This window comes from Companilactobacillus futsaii JCM 17355 (genome assembly GCF_001435505.1).
In the GTDB taxonomy this organism is placed as follows: domain Bacteria; phylum Bacillota; class Bacilli; order Lactobacillales; family Lactobacillaceae; genus Companilactobacillus; species Companilactobacillus futsaii.
On sequence record NZ_AZDO01000086.1, the window covers coordinates 1 to 19313 of the forward strand.

A 19313-nucleotide genomic window follows, 5' to 3' on the forward strand; every position below is an offset into this window, starting at 1 on the left:
AAAAAAAAGTGCTCCCAAAGTTGTTAGATTATGTCTAACAATTTTAGAGCACTTCAGTTTGGCGGCTTTTTTGTATACTTATTATTTTGTTGGTGCAATTAAATCAATCAAACGATTAACTAATTGAGTCACACGGTTAGCATCATTGGCAATTACATCAACGCCACGATTGTTGATCATCGTATGTGTTACTTGTAGAAGCCCAATTGAATCGGTTTCATCGTTAAATTTAGCAATCGGTAAAGTTACATTATGGTCATACATAGGAACGTTCCCCGCTTCAACTTTCACGATTTTAGCTCCCTCAGGCATACTGAGAATATAACTTTTGATTCGTTTAAGACTGAAATTGTCTTGGTAAAAGCCATAAATGACTTCCAATTCACTAATAATAAATTTTATTTCATTATTCATCTTAATCACCTTTTACAAAAATAGTTTCTTATTAAATAATTACTTAGCTCTCCATTTTATTGCAATAAAAATAATCGATTGACAGATTATGATCAACACTGCAAAAGCAGCCAAAACCAATAAACTGATTAATCTAGTTTGGTCAGTTTGAGCTACACCTGCACCATCAACTTTACGAACCATGATCCACAAGACACCGATTGCAAACATCAATAACCAAAAGAAATTAAATTCCCACCAAGATTTCATATAAAAACACTTCCCCCTCAAAATGATGTTCATACATTAAGTATCACGCAAATGACCTTAAATTGACAAGTGATATTCCATAAACAAATAAATTTGGACGATCAAATAGCAAAAACGCTCCATCAACGATAAAGTACTGTAACTTTATTCATCAATCGAGCGTTTTTTAGTTTTCATAAGTTGGTAATTCTTGGCCTAATTCTTTCATTCTGTCAGTATTTACTACCTCAACTCTAGTGTCTTTGAGATAACGATTCTTACCTATTTTCCACCACTGTTGTCCCTTGATGGTTACTTGACTAGCTTTCCAAAAATTTATTTCAGATTCGTTGTGAAGTTTAACAAATTTAGAAGTTTTAAACATCTTCTTTTTCTTCAACTTGTAAACTCGATATTTATTCGAATCAGATTTACTTGATGCTGAAATACAAATAGTTTGTTCACCCTCATAAGTCTTTGATGATGCGTTAACTGTTTCAACATTAGTTACTAAAACTAACATCAAACTCATAAATAATGGGGCTAATACTTTTTTCATTATATCCACCTTTCTATTCTCAGATTTTAATTCATCATATAATTATTATTATGACATTTTTTACAATCAATTGCCAATGACGAAAAAAACTGAGCACCCTATCCGCAGATGATAGCATACTCAGTCTTTTATTTTGTATTTTTGATTAAACGGGCGATGTTCTCTGATACTTGTTGAAGATTCTTGTCAGTATCAGCAATGGCTTTGGATAAATCTTCTACCCCCGGAACACAAGTGAAGATAGCATCAATACCCAAAGGATATAACTCAGAAATTTTTTTGCCGACGGAACCAGCGATGGCAATTACTGTTGCATTGGGATTGACAGCCTTCGTAGCTTTGGCAACCCCAATGGGAGTTTTACCGAATTTAGTCTGAAAATCGATCTGACCTTCGCCAGTTATAACGACGTCAGCATCTCGCACAAACTCTTTTAACCCGGTATAGTCAACAACTATGTCGACCCCTGAACGCATTTGTGAATTAGTAAACGCTAGAAGTCCAGCTCCTAATCCACCTGCGGCACCGGCACCAGGTGTTTGTTCTAAATCTTTTCCTAAATCACGCTTTAAAACATCGGCATAATGTGATAGAGCTTCATCTAAGAAATCAGCCATCTCCGGACTAGCACCTTTTTGTGGTCCAAAGACGTGACTAGCACCATCTTTACCAGTTAAAGGATTGGTAACATCAGAAGCAATGATAACTTTGACATTCTTTAATTCTGGTAACATTTCAGAAATATCAATATGGTCTAATTTTTTGAGCACAGCACCACCATATTGCAATTCTTCGTCTTTGTCATCTAACAATTTAGCACCTAAGGCTTGGGCCATTCCGGCACCACCATCATTTGTGGCAGAACCACCGATTCCAATAATGATAGTCTTAGCACCCTTTTGAATAGCTGATTTGATCAATTCACCAGTTCCAAAAGTTGTTGTAACATAAGGATTTTGAGTGAATTGATTAATAAATTGAATCCCACTAGCTTGAGCCATTTCAATAACAGCTACTTGGCCATCATCGATCAGACCATATTGAGCTTGTGTTTTGTTACCTAAAGGATTAACCACTGTTTCCGTGATCATTTGACCATTTCTTGCATCAACCAATGATTGGACTGTTCCTTCACCACCGTCAGCCATAGGTACATTGACGAATTCGGCATCAGGATAAACTTTGGCAAAGCCCTTTTTCATTGATTGAGCAACTTGTTTGGCAGTTAACGAGTTCTTATATGAATCTGGAGCTAATACTATTTTCATTTATACATCACCTCTAGAACAGATTTCCATACATCAATGTTGCAACAATTGTCATCGAAAGTCCAACTAACATTTCCCACAAAACAACACTCATTCTTTCCTTAAAGTGCATTTGAACAGCTTGGGCTGTAACGTGGAAATAATTACCGTGTGGCAATTGATCGATTACCGTGGCACCAGTGTGAACCATTGCAGCTGCACCAGTCCCTGAAATTCCAAATGACATAATTGATTTGGCAAATGAGTTTGAAGCTAAGATAACACCGGTTGAAGTTGAAGCTGTGGCTGCAGCCATCAAAATACCAGCAATTGGAGCTAAGAAAGTGCCAGAAATTCCAGTTGTTTGGACGATTTCAACTACTTTTTGTGGCAAGTTAGAAGCTGAAACCAACCCTGCAATCGCACCAGCACCAATCAAAATCATCACAACGTCAGTCATTCTAGCTAAACCTTTAGCCATATACTGCAAAAATTTCTTACCTTGTCCCATAGCTAAGGTCCCAACTAAGCCAGCAATTGGCAAGATATACATTGCATCAAGGTTAAATGAAGCTAAAATCTTAATCCCAAAAATATCTCCAACTGGTGTGATCAAAAGCAAAACCACTGCTACCAAAGGTGTAACGATGGAAGCTTTTAAACTTGGCAAATCAGCTTGTTTTTTCGACTCAAATTTTTGATACTCTGGTACAAAAGAACCACGATGCTTAATTAAAGTAGCCAATAAAACCGTAACGATCAAGCCAACGACCGCTGGCACAAAATCAGCAATCATCACTTGTGATAAATCAACATTGAACCCTTTTGCGGCCGCAATTGTATTAGGATTAGGCGAGATAACGTTACCCGCTTTACCCCCACCAGATAGTGCCACTAATAATGAAAGCTTACTGTAATGCATCTTTTGACCAACTTCTAGTGCAATTGGTGCAACGATCAAAACTGCTACTGGAATAAAGATCCCAACACCTGTCAAAACCATAGTTGAAAGTGCTAAAGCTAAAATTGCTAATTTATCATTAAAACGATCTACGATATTAGAAGCAATCACATTAGCCGCACCAGATTCCATCATGACACCTGCTAAGACTCCGGCTGCGATTACACGAATAATCGTCCCCATGACACCGGAACTACCTTTGACGATCGTATTAGTCGTTTGTGTCAAAGACATCCCACCGACTAAACAACCAATAATTGCGCCAAAGATCAAAGCATAAACCGGATTAACTCTGAATAAAATCAATCCAATTGCTAAAAGCAACCCCAAAAGAGCTGCCCACCATGCAATAACCATCCTAAAATAACACCCTTTCTTAACTTCTCCAGCCAATTGTTAAATAATTAACAATTGAGCAACGTGAGTATAATACCTTTTTGCTTTTTTAAAATCAATGTACATTTGCACAAATTATAATGTCAAAATGATGAAAATTTATTTTTTTTAACTGATAAATCAATGTTTTATTACTCAAAAATATTGTAAAATAAATACATGCACAATTTTATGCTTTACGCTTTCATTAATGCTTGAATATTTTTTAACAAGGAAGAATACTAATATGAAATTAGACCCGAATCTGGCACAGTCTATCGTTGATAAAATGATGAAGAGTGTGCCTTATAACATTAATATGATGAACGAAAAGGGAATTATTATCGCTAGTGGTGATAAGTCTAGAATTCATACTTTACACATCGGTGCTGTTGATACCATCCAAAGTGGTAAAACTAAACCAATGATCCAGTCATTTGGCAGATATGGTCAACCCGGCGTCAATATACCTGTACAATTCAACAATGAAACTATTGGCGTGATCGGCATCACAGGTGACCCTCAAAAAGTCACTCCCCTAGCTTCATTGCTGAAAATTTCAACTGAATTATTGATTTCTCAAATTAATAACACAAAAGTTGAAGGTCGTCGTAAAGAAAGCTTAAACCACTTTTTATACGAATGGACCAATACAGAAAACGTCTTGTTGAATGATGAATTACAGTTGCGAGCTGAGACTTTGAACATTGATTTATCTATTAATCGTTACATAGTATTGATTGAAACAAATGATTTGAACGACTTACAAATTAGTCCCTTTGATTTTTCTTTCAAAAAGACTCCTGGAGAATATTTACTTATTGTTAGAAATGAAAACGATCTGAAACGGTACCTTAACTTTAGTAAGGAACATCATTTGATGATTGGTATCAGTAATAAAATGACTAATCTCAAGCATGCATTGCATCAAGCTCAAGATACGATAACTGTTAGTAAAGAACTACAACTAGAGGGCTTTTTCTATTTCAAAGAGATTCGCTTCCTCAATCACATTCTTGACAGTAATTTATATTCAAAAAAAGCCTTGAGTATTTTTAAGAGTTTTCTCAAGACTAAATCGGGTCTAGAATTACTTGACACTATCGATTGCTACTTCAAGCATAACGGTAATGTAACGGAGACTTCTAAAGCCCTAAATGTTCATCGTAATACAACTAACTACCGACTTAACAATATTTCTGAATATTTTGGCTTGGATTTAAAAGATTTGACTGATGTTTTACAATTGTATGTTAATTTCCTCTACTTCAAAAAATATCAGTATGAACATCGTTAAAATTGAAATTCTTTAAAAGATTGCTTATTATTTGAGTGAATAAAATCATATTGTGAGGTTTATCATATGGTATTAATGAATTTAAATTACAGAACCAATTACTTGCACACTTATTTCAAAACCACAGTCGTACTTCCTGATACTAATGAACCAGCTTATACAACAGTCTGGTTACTCCATGGTTATACTGGTGACGATAGTGCTTGGATAAGGCATGTTAACGTTGAGAAATTAGCTCGTCAGCACAATGTTGCGATTGTTATGCCTGAAGCGAGAAATTCATTTTACTCTGATTCCAATTTCATACCTTATTACTCTTATTTCATCAATGAGTTTATCCCCAAAATGCAGCATATCTTACCTATTTCAAAAGAACGTGATAAGAATTACATTGTCGGCTCTAGCATGGGTGGTTACGGTGCGTTAAGAATAGCCTTTTTGAATAATGACTTATTTAGTAAGGTTGCTGCTCTTTCACCAATCACCGATATTGAGCATTTTCGTGATAATCCTAAGAGCCCCATGCCTAAAATTACCTTTGACAGTATCTTCGATAGTCCTGAAAAATTAGCTAAAAATCAATTAACTAATATTTACAACAATCGCCAACCTAAGCAACAAATTTTAACTCTTTGTGGTGATAGTGATTTTATGCATGAAGATAACGTCATGTTCAAAAATTTCTTATCAATTCATGCTAAAGGGCGCTACACTTGGATGCCAGTTAAAGGAGATCATTCTTGGAACACTTGGAGTCAAAACATCGAGCAAGTCTTTGACTGGTTAGAAAAATGAGCAAAAAAAAACCGCTAATCTTGAAGTTAGCGGTTTTTATTATTACCAAACGAACAATCCAACAAATGCGGCTGACAATAATGATACCAAAATACCTGATAGCAACATGTAACCAACATTCTTAGAAATAGCATCGTTCTTTTCTTTATCAACGATACCTTTGAAACATCCGATAATCATTCCCAAAGTTGAGAAGTTAGCAAATGATGTAATGAAGACTGTTAAAACAGCCTTGAAGTGAGGATCAAAACTCTTAATGATTCCTGTAACTTTACCCATTACAACAAATTCATTGGTAACTAATTTTGTTCCCATGTATTGAGCCATCTGGAATGAATCATGTCCATTCAAACCAAGCAACCAAGCAAATGGATACATCACGATACCTAGAATGTGTTCTAAAGTTAACCAAGGATTTACCAATTGCAAAATTTTATCGATCAAAGCAGCCAAAGCAACAAAAGCAATAACATTAGCGGCAATAATCAAAATCAAACGACCAGCACCAAGAATTGAGTCGCCAAGAAATGAGAAGAATGGTTCTTTCTTACCATCTTCACCATGAAGCTTAGCAATCGTATCTTCTTCTGGTTCAACTGTAACAGGATTCAATAAACTTGTTACGATAATTGCATTAATAATATTGATAGGAATAGCTGTTAAAATAAATTGACCTGGCATCATTTGGATATATGATCCGATGATTGAGGCAGTAACACAACTCATTGACATCATTGCCAAAGTAACGTTACGTTGTGCTTTGATTTGTTTTAACTGCAAACTTGATACGGCTAAGGCTTCCGTATTACCTAAAAACATCATTTCAACGGCAAAAAATGATTCGAACTTAGGCTGACCAGTAACAAATGACAATCCCTTACCGATCCACTTAATAATAAAAGGTAGAACTCCAATATATGTCAAAATGTCAAACAGTGGCACAATTAACAAAATTGGTAGTAGAGCACTAGTTACAAAGTCCATGCTCTTTACATGAACCCAACTAGGTAGAGCGAATTCGATACCGGTGTAAGCAACTTGAACTAACCAATTAAACCCATCAGCAGCTCCAGAAACAATTGCACGACCAACACCGAAACTAGTTAGAAACCATGCCAAGAATAAGTTCAAAACGACCATGATGGCGATCGATTTCCATTGGATTCCCTTACGATTCTTCGAAAAGAGGAATCCGATCCCTAGAAAAATAAACAGACCTAAAATATTAACTACTAGGTACATACTCATCTATACTTAACCCCTTTTTTTATTTGAAGTCAGAATTCGTTAAACTTTTCACTTCTTTTTTTATATTACATGGCAAAAAAGCCTTTGTAAATGAATTTTTACAATTTGGAGGGATTAAATCGTCTTCATTTCATAATTAATACGATTGGCTTTATAATAGTAATGTTATCCCTTACAACGTTATGTTTCATAATTACTTATTTAATATCGAAAGCGAGGAATAGTTTTGAAATCAATTACATTCAATCATCAAAATACTTCAGCCATTGGGATGGACTCTTGGCACATCGGTGAAGGCAATCAAACTAGAACTGAATCAGAAATGGCAGCTTTAAAGTTTGGACTCGATCATGGCATCAACGTCATCGATACAGCAGAAATGTACGGTGAAGGAAAATCAGAAACTCTAATCGGCAACGTCATTAAAGACTATTCACGTTCAGATTTTCAATTAATCTCCAAATTTTATCCATTTCACGCTACACCTAAATTAATTGAACAAAGCCTTAAAGCTAGTCTTAAACGATTGCAAACTGACTATTTGGATCTCTACTTACTACATTGGCGTGGTCAAACTCCACTAGCACAAACAGTTGAAGGATTGGAAAATATGGTTCAAGCCGGCTTGATCAAAAACTGGGGTGTCTCTAACTTCGATATCGAAGATCTCAAAGAATTGGACGCTCTTCCTGCTGGTAAAAATTGTCGTGTCAATGAAGATCTCTACAACATCGGCAGTCGAGGTATTGAATATTCAATATTACCTTGGCAAAAAGAACATCACATGTCATTTGTCGCCTATTCACCTTTTGGTTCAGACGGCAGTGAATACTTAAAGATTGCTCCCGTTATTCAAGAGATGGCTAAACAAAAACACATTACAGCTTATCAACTATTATTAGCTTGGGTAATCAGAAATCATGATTTATTGAGCATCCCTAAGTCTTCTTCTGTAGAACATACGAAACAGAATATTGAAGCAGTTGACGTTAGTTTTTCAGCGGATGAATTGGAGTTGCTTGATAAAACTTATCCAGCTCCTAAAGGTGAAAAACCACTCGATACGATTTAAAATATGGCATAAAAAAATCAGTCCATTGATTTGGGCTGATTTTTTTATACACATTATTATAAAGCATATTTTTCAATTGCTTGTGCTACGCCATCGTGATCGTTATCGGCTACCACGACATCACTTAAATCTTTTACTTTAGAAATGGCATTCCCAACAGCGACACTGAATTTTGCAGCTCGAAACATCGGCATATCATTATCATAGTCCCCAATAGCCATGACTTCTTTGGGACTGATTTTTAGATATTTAGTTAGTCTCTCTAGGGCATTACCTTTGTTGACATTCTTTGGAAAAATTTCTAATTCTTTTTCACTCGTTTGAACAACAAAATAATTACTATCATATTGCTCATGTACTAGCTGCAATACTTCTGGTAGTTTATGCTTTCTAGTTTTCAATAACACTTTGACGATACCCAATTTTGGATTTAGCATGTGCTTTTCAATCCAATCTTGATACGACTGATAAAGTGTTCCCGTATTATCGATAAATTTATAATGAATCTTTTTATCTGTTAAAAAACGGGCAATTTCTTCACAATTTTCATTCTTTAAAGTCCGTTGATAAAGGACTTCTTGATCATAATTTTGAATAACACTCCCGCCATAACAAATCATATATTGATCCGATTCATTGATTCCTAATACTTTGGCACTGTCAATTATCCCATCGTAAGCTCTGCCTGAACAAAGCACTATATAAACTCCCTTTGATTTAGCTGCTTGAATTGCTTGAATATTTTTTTGAGAAACTTTTTGCTTGGAATTCAAGAGCGTACCATCCATATCGATTGCAATTAATTTATAACCCATACATAACACTCCTTAAATTACTCTTTCTATTAAAATTGTAATCCAAAATAACGATTTTGTTATATAGAGTTAATAGACAATTGGGATTGTTAGATATTTTTTTCGGCATTGATGACTTCAACGACATCACTTGCACATTCGCTACCTTTATTACCAGCTTTCCCCCCAGCTCGATTCAAGGCTTGTGACATATCATTTGTAGTTAAAATTCCATACATAACAGGAACACGGCTGTTCAACGAAACTTGGCTAACTCCTGAAGCAGACTCAGAACATACATAGTCAAAGTGAGCCGTTTCACCTCTAACGACTGCTCCTAAAGTGATAATTCCATCTACTTGCTTACTTTCAGCTAATTTCTTGGCCATTCGAGGAATTTCAAAAGCTCCGGGAACTTTAACCACTGTGATATCTTCTGTATCAACATTTAGTTGTTCCAATTTATCCAACGCACCAGATAGTAACTTATTGGTAACTACTTCATTGAATTTAGCGACTACGATACCAATTTTTAGTCCTTGACCATTCAAATTTCCATTAACTTGCTTCATTTTAATTTACCTCGTTTAATAAATGATTGAATTTTTGTTTCTTTGTTCTCAAATAATCAATGTCATTAGCATTGGGTTCAGTTTCTAAAGCTACGCGATTTACTTTTAAGCCAAACTGTTCCAATTGCTTCAATTTATCAGGGTTATTTGTCAATAAATCGACTGATTCAACACTTAATTCTTCCAAAATCGCTAAAACAACGCGATAGTCTCTTTGGTCAGCTTTAAAGCCTAGTTTCAAGTTAGCTTCAACTGTATCTAAACCCTCATCTTGTAATTGATAAGCACGTAACTTGTTAATCAAACCGATTCCGCGACCTTCTTGATGCAAATAGATCACAGCACCACTGCCATTCTTCTCAATTCTTTGAAGTGATTGCTCTAATTGTTCGCCACAATCACAACGTTTTGAACCTAAAATATCTCCAGTCAAACATTCAGAATGAACTCTTAATAACAAATCAGACTTGTTTTCAATTTGTCCTTTATAAATTACTAAAACCGGTTCATCTTTATAAGTAAATGACTTCAAACGGAAATGACCAAATTTCGTTGGTAAATCAACGTCTGAGATTGCGTGTAGTACATCAAAATTCTTTAAATAGCGATAATTGATGATATCCGCAATCGTGATGAAAGTTAAATTATTTTCTTCGGCAATTTGCTTTAACTCTGGCCTTCTAGCCATACGGCCATTTTCTTTAATAACTTCACAAATATAAGCTACCGGTGTTGCTTGAGCAATTTTGGCTAGATCAACTGCTGCCTCAGTGTGACCATCTCTTTCAAGTACACCGTTATCTCTAGCAATCAAAGGAAAAATATGACCTGGATGATAAAAATCGTTGGCGTCATTTGACTGACTTAATTTTTGTATCGTCTTGGCACGGTCAAAAGCTGAAATTCCCGTCGTGGTCTCTTTACTGTCAGTACTTACGGTAAAGGCTGTTCCATAAGCATCGTGTGATTTTGTCATCGGATGTAAGTTTAATTTTTCAGCTATTGATTTTTCCATAGGAACACAAAGTAAACCACGGGCATGTTTGATCATAAAATTGACATTTTCAGGTGTAACAAAGTCAGCCAGACCAATCATATCTCCCTCTGCTTCTCTTTTTTCAGAATCGGCAACGATAATTAATTTTCCTTGCTTTAGGTCAGCCACTGCTCGTTCAACTTTAGTAATAATTTCGTTATTTTTCATTTTGATTGCCCCGTTTCAAATCTTTATAGATGTATTTTCCTAAAATATCAGTTTCCAAATTAACTGTTTGATTGACTTTTAATGAGCCTAAGATAGTTTCATCTTGGGTATAAGGGATGATCCCCACTTGAAAAGTATCCTCAGTTACTGCAATCAAGGTCAAACTCACTCCGTCAATTGCAATAGAACCTTTCTCAACTATGTAAGGATTATATTTTTTGGGAATTGAAAATGTTAATAATACTGAATTCTTGGTCACTTGTTTTGACAATAATTTACCAATTGTATCAACATGTCCTAAAACAAAATGGCCACCAATTTCAGAGTTTGGTCTCAATGCTGGTTCTAAATTAACTCTCGTTCCAACTGACATTTCAATTAAATTAGTCCGTTTAATAGTTTCTGGCATAACCTCAACTTGAAATTGGTCTTTTTGAAAATCAATCACCGTCAAACAAATTCCGTTGATAGCAATACTGTCACCTAAACTTAGATTTCCTAAACTGTGATTAATAGTTAAACGATAATTGTCATTTGCTTGATTTATACCAGCAATCGTACCAATATTTTTAATAATTCCTGTAAACATTAGTCTTTCCTCCACGTTGTTATTTTCAAATTATCAGCCAATTTTTCTACAGTCAGTTCATCAAAATTAACAGGAGCAAAGTCGACACCCCAAACCGCCGGTAAACCAAAACCGTAAATTTTATTTGCTAAATAAATTACTAATTTTTTTACCAGACCAGCAGATAAAAACTTAGCTTGTAAGAAACTTCCACCTTCTACTAGAACTGCTTGAATCTTTTGAGTGGTCAAATAATTCAAAATACTGTCTGGCGTCCATTTGCCGACAATTACTTGAACATTTTCTGGTAGAGTCCGGTGATTCGTTGTTTCACTGAAAAACCAAATCGGTTCATCAGTTTGAAAAATCTTTAAATCCAAGGATATTTGATTAATATCTCTAACAACTACCGCCCTGATTGGTGGAAAAGACATTTTTCTATCTCTGACAGTCAAAGATGGATCGTCGACTTTCAAGGTATTCTCCCCAATCAAGATGACTTGTTGTTGACTACGTAATTGTTGAGAATCTTCAAAAGCGGCTTGATTAGATACGATTGATCGTCGGTCTTTATTTTTATTAATCTTACCGTCCAAAGTCATTGCATACTTAACAGTAACCAGTGGTTGATTATTCTCATAAAAATAATTGTATGAACGGTTTAATTTGGAATTAATCGACTGTTCTTCAACTACCACTCCGTGATCTCGTAAGTATTTAACACCCTTACCACTTACTAGCGGATTAGGATCAATTTGACCGATAACGACTTTTTTTACACCTAACTGAACTATTTTTTGTACACAAGGTGGTGTTTTACCAAAGTGGGAACAAGGTTCTAAAGTAACGTACAATGTCGCATTTTTGGCATCATCGATATCCTTTAAAGACTTGAAGGCATTGATTTCAGCATGTTCATGTCCAAAAGTTGCGTGATGTCCTTGACCTAAAACTTGACTATCTTTTACTATCACCGCACCAACTTGCGGATTAGTCCAAGTATCTTTTCCTTTCTTTGCTTCCTCAAAAGCTAATTTCATAAATCTATCCAAATCCTATTCACCCCACAAAAAAAGACCTCACATAAAAATATGCGGGGCCTAAGATAAGCTAAATAAGATTTCATACGAGAGCGACTCAAATAAGCCTACTAAGAGCATGAAATAATTATCTCTTTTTTCTTCTACCATCCAGACTATACTGTCGGTCCCGGATTCTCACCAGGTCCACCACTTGCGTGGGTCACGGACTTCAATTTCCTTGAATTGTCACCGTCGGTCGGGAATTACACCCTGCCCCGAAGAAATCTATTCAGTTTTCAATTAAAAATACTACAACACAAAAATATTTTTGACAAGTTCAATTTATTTATTATGTGCGAGCGATAAAATCCTTAAAAAGTTGTAATTGCTGAGAATCATGTTGCCAGAGATTTTCTGGATGCCATTGAACAGCTTGAACAGTTGCATCATCATTTTCAATTTCTTCAATCACGCCATCAGTCGCTTTAGAGACAACTCTCAATCCTTCAGGAACATTTTTAATTGCTTGATGATGTCTAGAATTGACAAAGACATTATCCCCAATCGACTTAAATAATTTAGAATCATGATTGACTGAAACAAAGTGAGTTGGTTGGTCGCCAGGTGATTGCTGATGATGCTTTAATAATTTCCCTGGATATTGACTTGATAAATCTTGATAGACTGAACCACCCAATGCTACGTCGATAACTTGGGCTCCTCGACAGATTCCTAAAATAGGGATTTTCTTAGCGACTGCAGTTCTAGCTAAAGCAATTTCAAATAAATCCCTAGTTCGATTAGTCACGCCAAGATTAGGTATCGGTTCCTCGCCCATAAAAATCGGATCAATATCAGGACCACCAGGAAAGATAATCCCATCTAATCGAGCAATTAATCCATTAACCTCTTCTTTAGGAAGTGATGGTAAACTAACTGGAATGCCACCAGCAGCGATAACCCCATTAACGAGTGGACGTGGTACAAAATCCATTAATTTTTGATTGATCACGTCGGTAGCACCTAAAAAAATGTCTGCGGTAATTCCAATTACTTTACTCATGAGCAATCGCTCCTTTTCCAATTTTATTTAAGATTAGCACTCTATTTTAATCTGTCAAACTATTTATTAATAATATTAAATATTTTCTAATTATAATTCAAGTATCTATCCTTTATAACGAGTAAACCATAACCTTTTTTAAAGAATCGTAAGGCTTTAGCAAATTCTAATTTTTATTTAATAAATACAAAAAAGGATTTATTTCAGTCAAAATAATGTCTGATTTACATCATTTTCGAGAAACAAATCCTTAGTTTATTAGAATTTTACTTATTTTGATTTAAACCATCTTCTTGCGTGATTCGCTGAATATGGATAATAAAATATAACAATTCTTTACTGCTTAATTCTACCCCCATTGCTTGTTTAATCTCGTAAGATATCTGTTTAGCAATACTCGTCGAACCAGGATAATCTCGTTCCATTTCTAACTCGATTTTCTTATCGAAATTAGTATCTTGAGATTTATTTTTCAATCTCTGTGATAAGTACTGCAAATGAACCATGAAACGATCATAGTAATTACTATTACTTTTAGTTCGAAAAATATTATTTTTTATCATTATTTGTTTAATGAGTTTATTAAAATCGACTTTCACTTTATCGTTATGCTTAGGAATCTTTTTATCGGTTTTAGCATTGATAAAATGTAACGCTATATTCTTAATTTCTGAATCTGGCAAATGAATATTCAAATTGTAATTTATGATATTCAATCCCTTACTAGCTATCAAATATTCGTCCAGATAATTATCACTCATATCGGGAATATGGCTTTCCTTATATTGGCCACTATTGTAACGCTGGTACGCTCCAAAAATATGATCACTGAGCGTTATATAAATGTAATCCATAACCGAATAATTAAATTTTTTCTTGGCATAATCGACTATTTCATACGTAGTCGTTACCACATCAATCGGAATATCTTTTAGTAAAAAATATAAATCCTTTTGCGATTCCTCAGAATCTAAATAAAAAATCCTTTCTATTTTAGAACTATCTAGAAAGGATTTTTTAGATTTATTGAAGGCTATCCCTTTACCTTTAACTATCGCATGTTGGTCATCCCCCAAATTAACGACAGCTGTGTTGTTGTTAAATACTTGTTCAATCAGTAATCGCATAATCCCCTCCTCATAATTTTAATTATTAAAGTAGTTCCAGGCATTTGCGGTCAAATCAAGCAAAATAGTGAAAGCGCATGCCAAAAAGTGATTATATTTTTACAAGGCAAATTTCTCAATTGCCAAACCGACGCCACTGTGGTTATTATCGGCGGTTACAAAATCAGCAGCTTCCTTTACTTGTGGCATCCCATTTTCCATAGCAATTCCTTTACCGACGATTTTTAACATGGGAATGTCATTGTCACGATCCCCCATTGCCATTACTTCAGAGAGATCTAAATTTAAGTTCTTTGTTAAAATTTTAATAGCATTGCCTTTGTTAACGTCTTTAGGGAAAATCTCTAAGAAACCAACGCCAGTTCTGACTACAAAATAATCTTTAGCAAATTTCTCGTTAACCATTGGTGTGATAGCATCTAATTTCTTTTCATCACCATTGATGATTGCCTTAGTGATTTCAAAATTATCTGGTAAATCTTCTGGTTCTCGAACAAATAGACCATTATCATTTTCGTAGGCTTGCATAATAGTGTATTTATCAAACCAATCACTTTGACTAGTGTAAGTCTTGCCTTGGTTGTCAACGACGTTATAATGTAGATTATTTTCTTTAATGAAATTTACAAATTCACGATAAAAATCATTACTCATCATCCGTTGATAAATGATTTTACCCTCTAGATTTTCAATAATTGCACCACCATTAGTGATCATATATTGATTTTCGCCATCAATATCCAATTCTTTAGCATAATCTACCACCGCATTGTGAGTTCTCCCCGAGCACAAAACAACTTTTATTCCTTTAGAAAGAGCTTTTTGAATCATCTCTTTATTCTTATCTGATATCGTCTTTTGAGAAGTTAAAAGCGTATCATCCATGTCTAATGCAATTAATTTGTAAGTCATCACAATCCTCCTATTTATTTACTTCTATTGTAATAGAAAAAAGAACCTTGAGACTTTTTATTATCTCAAGATTCTAAATAGTTATTAATTCATTCCTAGCTTCTCTTCAATCTTGTTGATACGTTCATACTCATCTATGAAAAATTTGCATTGATCCATTAGCATCATCGTATTCATTAAAGTATCTTGACCATGCACCATAATAAATGTTACATCCATATCCATACCGCCAGCTTCATTTGCCAATAATTTAGTTTGCTCATTATGAGCGTCTACAATAGACTTATTGGCTTCCTCAACTAATTCTTTAGCTTCTTTAATTTTTCCTTCACGCGCATTATCTAGTGCCTTTATTAAGGCAGTCTTTGCATCTCCTGCATATGCTACGATTGCAAAACCCGTCATTGATATTTCTTCCTTTGTAACTGCCATTTCTCTTACCTCGATTGTTTATTTTTTAAAATAAAAAACGAAATTACAAATAATGGTAGGAAAAGTGTTTATTGCAATTCTCCAATCATCATTTAGTAATTTCGCCTAATTTAATAGTAACAACTTACTAATCACTATTTCTTTATATAAATAAGTATATACTTTTAATCCTCAATTGTAAACGATTACATATATTTAACAAAAAAAGATTGAAATTCTTCATTCCAATCTTTCTAATTATTTTTTAGTCAGAGATTACGTGTGTTTCACTTAGTTTTTTAAACCAATATGCGCTCTTCTTGATATATCTCTTTTGAGTAGGAAAATCTACAAAGAATAAACCATAACGCTTGCTGTAACCATTTGTCCATGAGAACTGATCTTGCAATGACCAAATGAAGTATCCTTTAACATTAGCACCTTCATTAATAGCATCAGCAATTGCACCGATATACTTCTTCAAGTAATCAATTCTCTTAGGATCATCAATTACAGTATCATCTGTGGCATTTTCAGGTAATGATTCCTTCAAACCAATACCATTTTCTGTGATATAAATAGCAGGAACCAAAGGATAATCGTTATGAATACGCATTAAAATATCATGCATCCCCTTTGGATAGATTGACCAATCCCAATCAGTAGTCTCAATACCATCAGGTTTCTTCTCTTCACCGATACCATGAAGTCTGGCAACTGAAGTACCTTTAGCACCAGTCCCATTGTGGATGGTCTCTGAAGCACCATTATATTCGCGAATCCACTTACTGAAGTAATTATTTACACCGACAAAATCGAGTTGATGAGCAGCCTTACTCAATTCTGCTAATTCTTCATCAGTGTACTTAAACATTGGTTGATTGTTAGCATCCAAAATTTCTTTTACCAACGATAAAGTTTCTTTGTGATATTCACCAGCTAGAGTCCCGTCCAAATATAATCTATTCTCTAAGGCATCTTGCAGAGCGGCAGCATGCTTATCTCCTGGAGTATCGCTGTATGGATAAACAGTTTGCAAAGCATGAACAATTCCAATTTCTCCACCGAGATTCATTGATTTATATAAATTAACTATCTTAGCATGTGCAACCATTTGATTATGTTCAGCTTGGAAAGTCTTATCAAAACGACCGCTTTCTGCTGGTGGAAATGTGCCACTAGTATATTGTTGAACTGCCATAGAAGTTGGTTCATTAATTGTAATCCAATATTTAACTTCTTTAAATTCATTAAAGCAGAACTTAGCATATTCAACGAAATCATCAAGCATTTCTTGACTTAACCAATCACCTTCATTATGTAATCTTTCAGGTGTATCAAAATGATGCAGTGTAACAAAAGGTATGACATTATGTTTAGCACAAGAGGCAAACAAACGATGGTAATAATCAACTCCTCGTTGTTCAACTTTTCCGGCACCATCAGGGAAAATTCTTGACCATGCAATCGATACACGAATTGCTTGTACTCCAAATTTTTCTGATAATGTTAAATCCTCATCATAACGATGGTAAAAATCAGCAGCAGGATCCGGACTGAAACGACCTTGTTTTTCAAGAAAGTCATCCCATAAAACTCTTCCTTTTCCATCTTCTTTAGTAGCACCCTCAACTTGGTAAGCGGCACTGGCACCACCCATTAGAAAATCTTTTGGTAATGTCTTACTCATAGAATATATCCTCCTCAAAAGTTAAATTACAAGTTAGTTTCAACAAAGTTCAAAGCTTTGTCTCCATTATTAGTCAAATCAATATACTGTCTACCAGTTGTTGTAACTAGTTTTACACCATATTTATCAGTAATCTTCTTCAAATTACCTTTCATACTTTCCATTTGTGGAGCCAAGATGACCATATCCATATCTTGAATTAGATCCATATCTTGACCATAAGCACGAGCAGTTGCCGATAGTTTCAAATCTTGCTCTTTGGATAACTTATTCAATGCATTAGCTAAAATACCAGAGGTACCACCACCAGCACATAGAACTAAGACATCAACTTCGTTATTCTTGAAGTAATCTTTTGCATCAGCAGATGGGATAGCATCTTTATTGTCTGAAGACATTGCTACTTGAGCACCGGATACATCATTTCCACCTTCAACAGCATCATCAGCGTCACTGTTTTCCATTTCAGCTTCTTTAGCTTTTTCTTGAGCAAGCAATGTACTGTCATATGTACGAATGAATGGGAAGTAAATTAAAATATCCACTACCAATGCCAATAGAACATAAACAAACGCTAATGGAGCAAAACTACTTGAAATCAAAATACCAATTGGGGCAGGAACCGTCCATGGCATAGTGAACATGAAACTATTCATGCCTAATACATTAACGAAGAACTTGAACATGCAAATATTAGCAATAGGTGTTAATAAGAATGGAACAAAGAACATAGGATTCATGATAATAGGCATACCGAACAATACAGGTTCATTAACTGAGAATGATCCTGGAATAAAGGCAGCTTTACCAACAGCTTTCAATTGAGCTGAACGAGCTGCAAATAACATGATAAAGGCAACAACAAATGTTGAACCAGTACCACCAAAGTTCATAACATAGTCCATTGTATTCATTGCTAAAACGTGTGATGCATGTGCACCAGCTTGATATTGTTGCAAGTTTTGTGCAGTATTAGCAATCATAATTGGAACAACAGCAGGTTGAACGATTGATGGACCTTGAACACCACAGAACCAGAAGAAAGCCATGGCTCCGGCAATAATTGAAAGTCCAATATATGAATCACTAGCTTGGAATAGTGGTGATAATACTTGGATAATCCAACGAGGAAGAATTGTTCCTGTTGCGGCTTTAAAGACAACGCCGAACAACCAGAAAATTGTTACAGCTGATGCCATAGGAATAAGATCTTTAAATGTTTGAGAAATATTTTGTGGTACTTGTGGAGGCAACTTAATTGTTACATTATTTTTAATACAAATATAATAAATATTTGGAACAATCAAACCAACAATATAAGCACAAATCAAACCTTGAGTACCCATATAAGTTAAATCATTACCTGTCTTCAAGGGAATGATTGAAAGGATAATAAATGCAATTTCTGAAGCAATAATTACAGAAACCGGATTAACTTGATTCGTCTTAGGCAAATCCAAATTTTTACTATCAGTTAAGTTCTTGGCTGTGGTACCAGCGACGAACAATGCCAATAGACCCATTGAGTAATTGTAAGCAATCAAAATAATATTGGTAATCTTAGTGGGCCAATAGAACCCCCAAGCATTTGGAACATATGCAATCATCATGAAAATACTGGAGAAGATGATGATTGGCATACAAGCAATAAACCCATCACGAATTGCAGAAACATATCTGTTAGCAGCAATCGCTTCAAAGGCAGGTTTTAATTTATCAAAAATACTATTACTACTAGCGCTATCACTACTCAT

General features: G+C 34.9%; 20 protein-coding genes and 1 riboswitch. Of the genes, 3 read left to right on the forward strand and 17 right to left on the reverse strand.

Going from position 1 to position 19313, the window contains the following annotated elements:
* Window positions 1-81: 81 nt before the first annotated feature.
* The 5 genes from FC88_RS06990 to FC88_RS07010 all read right to left on the reverse strand — a co-directional run bounded on the left by FC88_RS06990 (window position 82) and on the right by FC88_RS07010 (window position 3766).
* Complete coding sequence (locus tag FC88_RS06990; protein ID WP_057814190.1) at window positions 82-414, reverse strand: hypothetical protein; 333 nt, start codon at window positions 412-414, stop codon at window positions 82-84.
* Window positions 415-453: 39 nt separating this feature from the next.
* A complete protein-coding gene (locus tag FC88_RS06995; RefSeq protein WP_057814191.1) occupies window positions 454-663 on the reverse strand; it encodes a DUF3923 family protein in 210 nt (69 codons plus the stop codon).
* Window positions 664-829: 166 nt separating this feature from the next.
* Window positions 830-1201 (reverse strand): hypothetical protein, encoded by a 372-nt coding sequence (locus FC88_RS07000; RefSeq protein WP_057814192.1) that lies wholly within the window; start codon window positions 1199-1201, stop codon window positions 830-832.
* 128 nt (window positions 1202-1329) lie between these two features.
* A complete protein-coding gene (locus FC88_RS07005) occupies window positions 1330-2469 on the reverse strand; it encodes a glycerate kinase family protein (protein WP_057814193.1) in 1140 nt (379 codons plus the stop codon).
* Window positions 2470-2482: 13 nt separating this feature from the next.
* Window positions 2483-3766, reverse strand: coding sequence for a GntP family permease (locus tag FC88_RS07010; protein WP_057814195.1), 1284 nt, complete (start codon window positions 3764-3766; stop codon window positions 2483-2485).
* A 265-nt stretch (window positions 3767-4031) separates the two neighbouring features.
* On the opposite strand from FC88_RS07010, the gene FC88_RS07015 reads away from it, so the two are divergent.
* Both FC88_RS07015 and FC88_RS07020 read left to right on the forward strand, forming a co-directional pair.
* Window positions 4032-5081: a CdaR family transcriptional regulator gene (locus tag FC88_RS07015; protein WP_057814197.1), complete on the forward strand. Its 1050-nt coding sequence runs from the start codon at window positions 4032-4034 to the stop codon at window positions 5079-5081.
* A 66-nt stretch (window positions 5082-5147) separates the two neighbouring features.
* Window positions 5148-5876 (forward strand): alpha/beta hydrolase, encoded by a 729-nt coding sequence (locus tag FC88_RS07020; RefSeq protein ID WP_057814202.1) that lies wholly within the window; start codon window positions 5148-5150, stop codon window positions 5874-5876.
* A 42-nt stretch (window positions 5877-5918) separates the two neighbouring features.
* Here the strand turns inward: FC88_RS07020 and FC88_RS07025 are convergent, their stop codons facing one another.
* Window positions 5919-7118 carry a NupC/NupG family nucleoside CNT transporter gene (locus tag FC88_RS07025; protein WP_057814269.1) on the reverse strand — a complete coding sequence of 400 codons (1200 nt, stop codon included), beginning with the start codon at window positions 7116-7118 and terminating at the stop codon, window positions 5919-5921.
* Window positions 7119-7350: 232 nt separating this feature from the next.
* On the opposite strand from FC88_RS07025, the gene FC88_RS07030 reads away from it, so the two are divergent.
* Window positions 7351-8196, forward strand: coding sequence for an aldo/keto reductase (locus FC88_RS07030; RefSeq protein WP_149029848.1), 846 nt, complete (start codon window positions 7351-7353; stop codon window positions 8194-8196).
* A gap of 56 nt (window positions 8197-8252) precedes the next feature.
* Here the strand turns inward: FC88_RS07030 and FC88_RS07035 are convergent, their stop codons facing one another.
* From FC88_RS07035 to FC88_RS07085, 11 genes are all read right to left on the reverse strand, one after another.
* Complete coding sequence (locus FC88_RS07035) at window positions 8253-9011, reverse strand: Cof-type HAD-IIB family hydrolase (RefSeq protein ID WP_057814204.1); 759 nt, start codon at window positions 9009-9011, stop codon at window positions 8253-8255.
* 89 nt (window positions 9012-9100) lie between these two features.
* Window positions 9101-9562: a 6,7-dimethyl-8-ribityllumazine synthase gene (gene ribH / locus FC88_RS07040; protein WP_057814206.1), complete on the reverse strand. Its 462-nt coding sequence runs from the start codon at window positions 9560-9562 to the stop codon at window positions 9101-9103.
* A gap of 1 nt (window position 9563) precedes the next feature.
* Window positions 9564-10766 (reverse strand): bifunctional 3,4-dihydroxy-2-butanone-4-phosphate synthase/GTP cyclohydrolase II, encoded by a 1203-nt coding sequence (locus tag FC88_RS07045; RefSeq protein ID WP_057814211.1) that lies wholly within the window; start codon window positions 10764-10766, stop codon window positions 9564-9566.
* Window positions 10756-11355, reverse strand: coding sequence for a riboflavin synthase (gene ribE / locus FC88_RS07050; protein ID WP_057814216.1), 600 nt, complete (start codon window positions 11353-11355; stop codon window positions 10756-10758). The genes FC88_RS07045 and ribE overlap by 11 nt, the downstream gene beginning before the upstream one ends.
* Window positions 11355-12386, reverse strand: a complete 1032-nt coding sequence (gene ribD, locus FC88_RS07055; RefSeq protein WP_057814217.1) for a bifunctional diaminohydroxyphosphoribosylaminopyrimidine deaminase/5-amino-6-(5-phosphoribosylamino)uracil reductase RibD — start codon at window positions 12384-12386, stop codon at window positions 11355-11357. The genes ribE and ribD overlap by 1 nt, the downstream gene beginning before the upstream one ends.
* 122 nt (window positions 12387-12508) lie before the next feature.
* A riboswitch (FMN riboswitch) is annotated at window positions 12509-12643 on the reverse strand.
* 62 nt (window positions 12644-12705) lie between these two features.
* Window positions 12706-13419 (reverse strand): gamma-glutamyl-gamma-aminobutyrate hydrolase family protein, encoded by a 714-nt coding sequence (locus FC88_RS07060; protein ID WP_057814220.1) that lies wholly within the window; start codon window positions 13417-13419, stop codon window positions 12706-12708.
* Window positions 13420-13685: 266 nt separating this feature from the next.
* Complete coding sequence (locus FC88_RS07065) at window positions 13686-14546, reverse strand: PRD domain-containing protein (protein WP_057814223.1); 861 nt, start codon at window positions 14544-14546, stop codon at window positions 13686-13688.
* 99 nt (window positions 14547-14645) lie between these two features.
* On the reverse strand, window positions 14646-15458 hold the full coding sequence (locus FC88_RS07070; RefSeq protein ID WP_057814226.1) for a Cof-type HAD-IIB family hydrolase: 813 nt from the start codon (window positions 15456-15458) through the stop codon (window positions 14646-14648).
* Between the two features lie 84 nt (window positions 15459-15542).
* A complete protein-coding gene (locus FC88_RS07075) occupies window positions 15543-15890 on the reverse strand; it encodes a PTS sugar transporter subunit IIA (RefSeq protein WP_057814233.1) in 348 nt (115 codons plus the stop codon).
* 244 nt (window positions 15891-16134) lie between these two features.
* Window positions 16135-17559 carry a 6-phospho-beta-galactosidase gene (lacG, locus tag FC88_RS07080; protein WP_057814235.1) on the reverse strand — a complete coding sequence of 475 codons (1425 nt, stop codon included), beginning with the start codon at window positions 17557-17559 and terminating at the stop codon, window positions 16135-16137.
* Window positions 17560-17585: 26 nt separating this feature from the next.
* Entirely contained in the window at window positions 17586-19313 is a 1728-nt protein-coding gene (locus FC88_RS07085) for a lactose-specific PTS transporter subunit EIIC (RefSeq protein WP_057814236.1), read from the reverse strand.

Bases quoted from the DNA above. Each gene is read 5' to 3' on its own strand.
- FC88_RS06990 (WP_057814190.1), bottom strand. From the start codon at position 414: ATGAATAATGAAATAAAATTTATTATTAGTGAATTGGAAGTCATTTAT.
- FC88_RS06995 (WP_057814191.1), bottom strand. From the start codon at position 663: ATGAAATCTTGGTGGGAATTTAATTTCTTTTGGTTATTGATGTTTGCA.
- FC88_RS07000 (WP_057814192.1), bottom strand. From the start codon at position 1,201: ATGAAAAAAGTATTAGCCCCATTATTTATGAGTTTGATGTTAGTTTTA.
- FC88_RS07005 (WP_057814193.1), bottom strand. From the start codon at position 2,469: ATGAAAATAGTATTAGCTCCAGATTCATATAAGAACTCGTTAACTGCC.
- FC88_RS07010 (WP_057814195.1), bottom strand. From the start codon at position 3,766: ATGGTTATTGCATGGTGGGCAGCTCTTTTGGGGTTGCTTTTAGCAATT.
- FC88_RS07015 (WP_057814197.1), top strand. From the start codon at position 4,032: ATGAAATTAGACCCGAATCTGGCACAGTCTATCGTTGATAAAATGATG.
- FC88_RS07020 (WP_057814202.1), top strand. From the start codon at position 5,148: ATGGTATTAATGAATTTAAATTACAGAACCAATTACTTGCACACTTAT.
- FC88_RS07025 (WP_057814269.1), bottom strand. From the start codon at position 7,118: ATGTACCTAGTAGTTAATATTTTAGGTCTGTTTATTTTTCTAGGGATC.
- FC88_RS07035 (WP_057814204.1), bottom strand. From the start codon at position 9,011: ATGGGTTATAAATTAATTGCAATCGATATGGATGGTACGCTCTTGAAT.
- ribH (WP_057814206.1), bottom strand. From the start codon at position 9,562: ATGAAGCAAGTTAATGGAAATTTGAATGGTCAAGGACTAAAAATTGGT.
- FC88_RS07045 (WP_057814211.1), bottom strand. From the start codon at position 10,766: ATGAAAAATAACGAAATTATTACTAAAGTTGAACGAGCAGTGGCTGAC.
- ribE (WP_057814216.1), bottom strand. From the start codon at position 11,355: ATGTTTACAGGAATTATTAAAAATATTGGTACGATTGCTGGTATAAAT.
- FC88_RS07060 (WP_057814220.1), bottom strand. From the start codon at position 13,419: ATGAGTAAAGTAATTGGAATTACCGCAGACATTTTTTTAGGTGCTACC.
- FC88_RS07065 (WP_057814223.1), bottom strand. From the start codon at position 14,546: ATGCGATTACTGATTGAACAAGTATTTAACAACAACACAGCTGTCGTT.
- FC88_RS07070 (WP_057814226.1), bottom strand. From the start codon at position 15,458: ATGACTTACAAATTAATTGCATTAGACATGGATGATACGCTTTTAACT.
- FC88_RS07075 (WP_057814233.1), bottom strand. From the start codon at position 15,890: ATGGCAGTTACAAAGGAAGAAATATCAATGACGGGTTTTGCAATCGTA.
- lacG (WP_057814235.1), bottom strand. From the start codon at position 17,559: ATGAGTAAGACATTACCAAAAGATTTTCTAATGGGTGGTGCCAGTGCC.
- FC88_RS07085 (WP_057814236.1), bottom strand. From the start codon at position 19,313: ATGAGTAGTGATAGCGCTAGTAGTAATAGTATTTTTGATAAATTAAAA.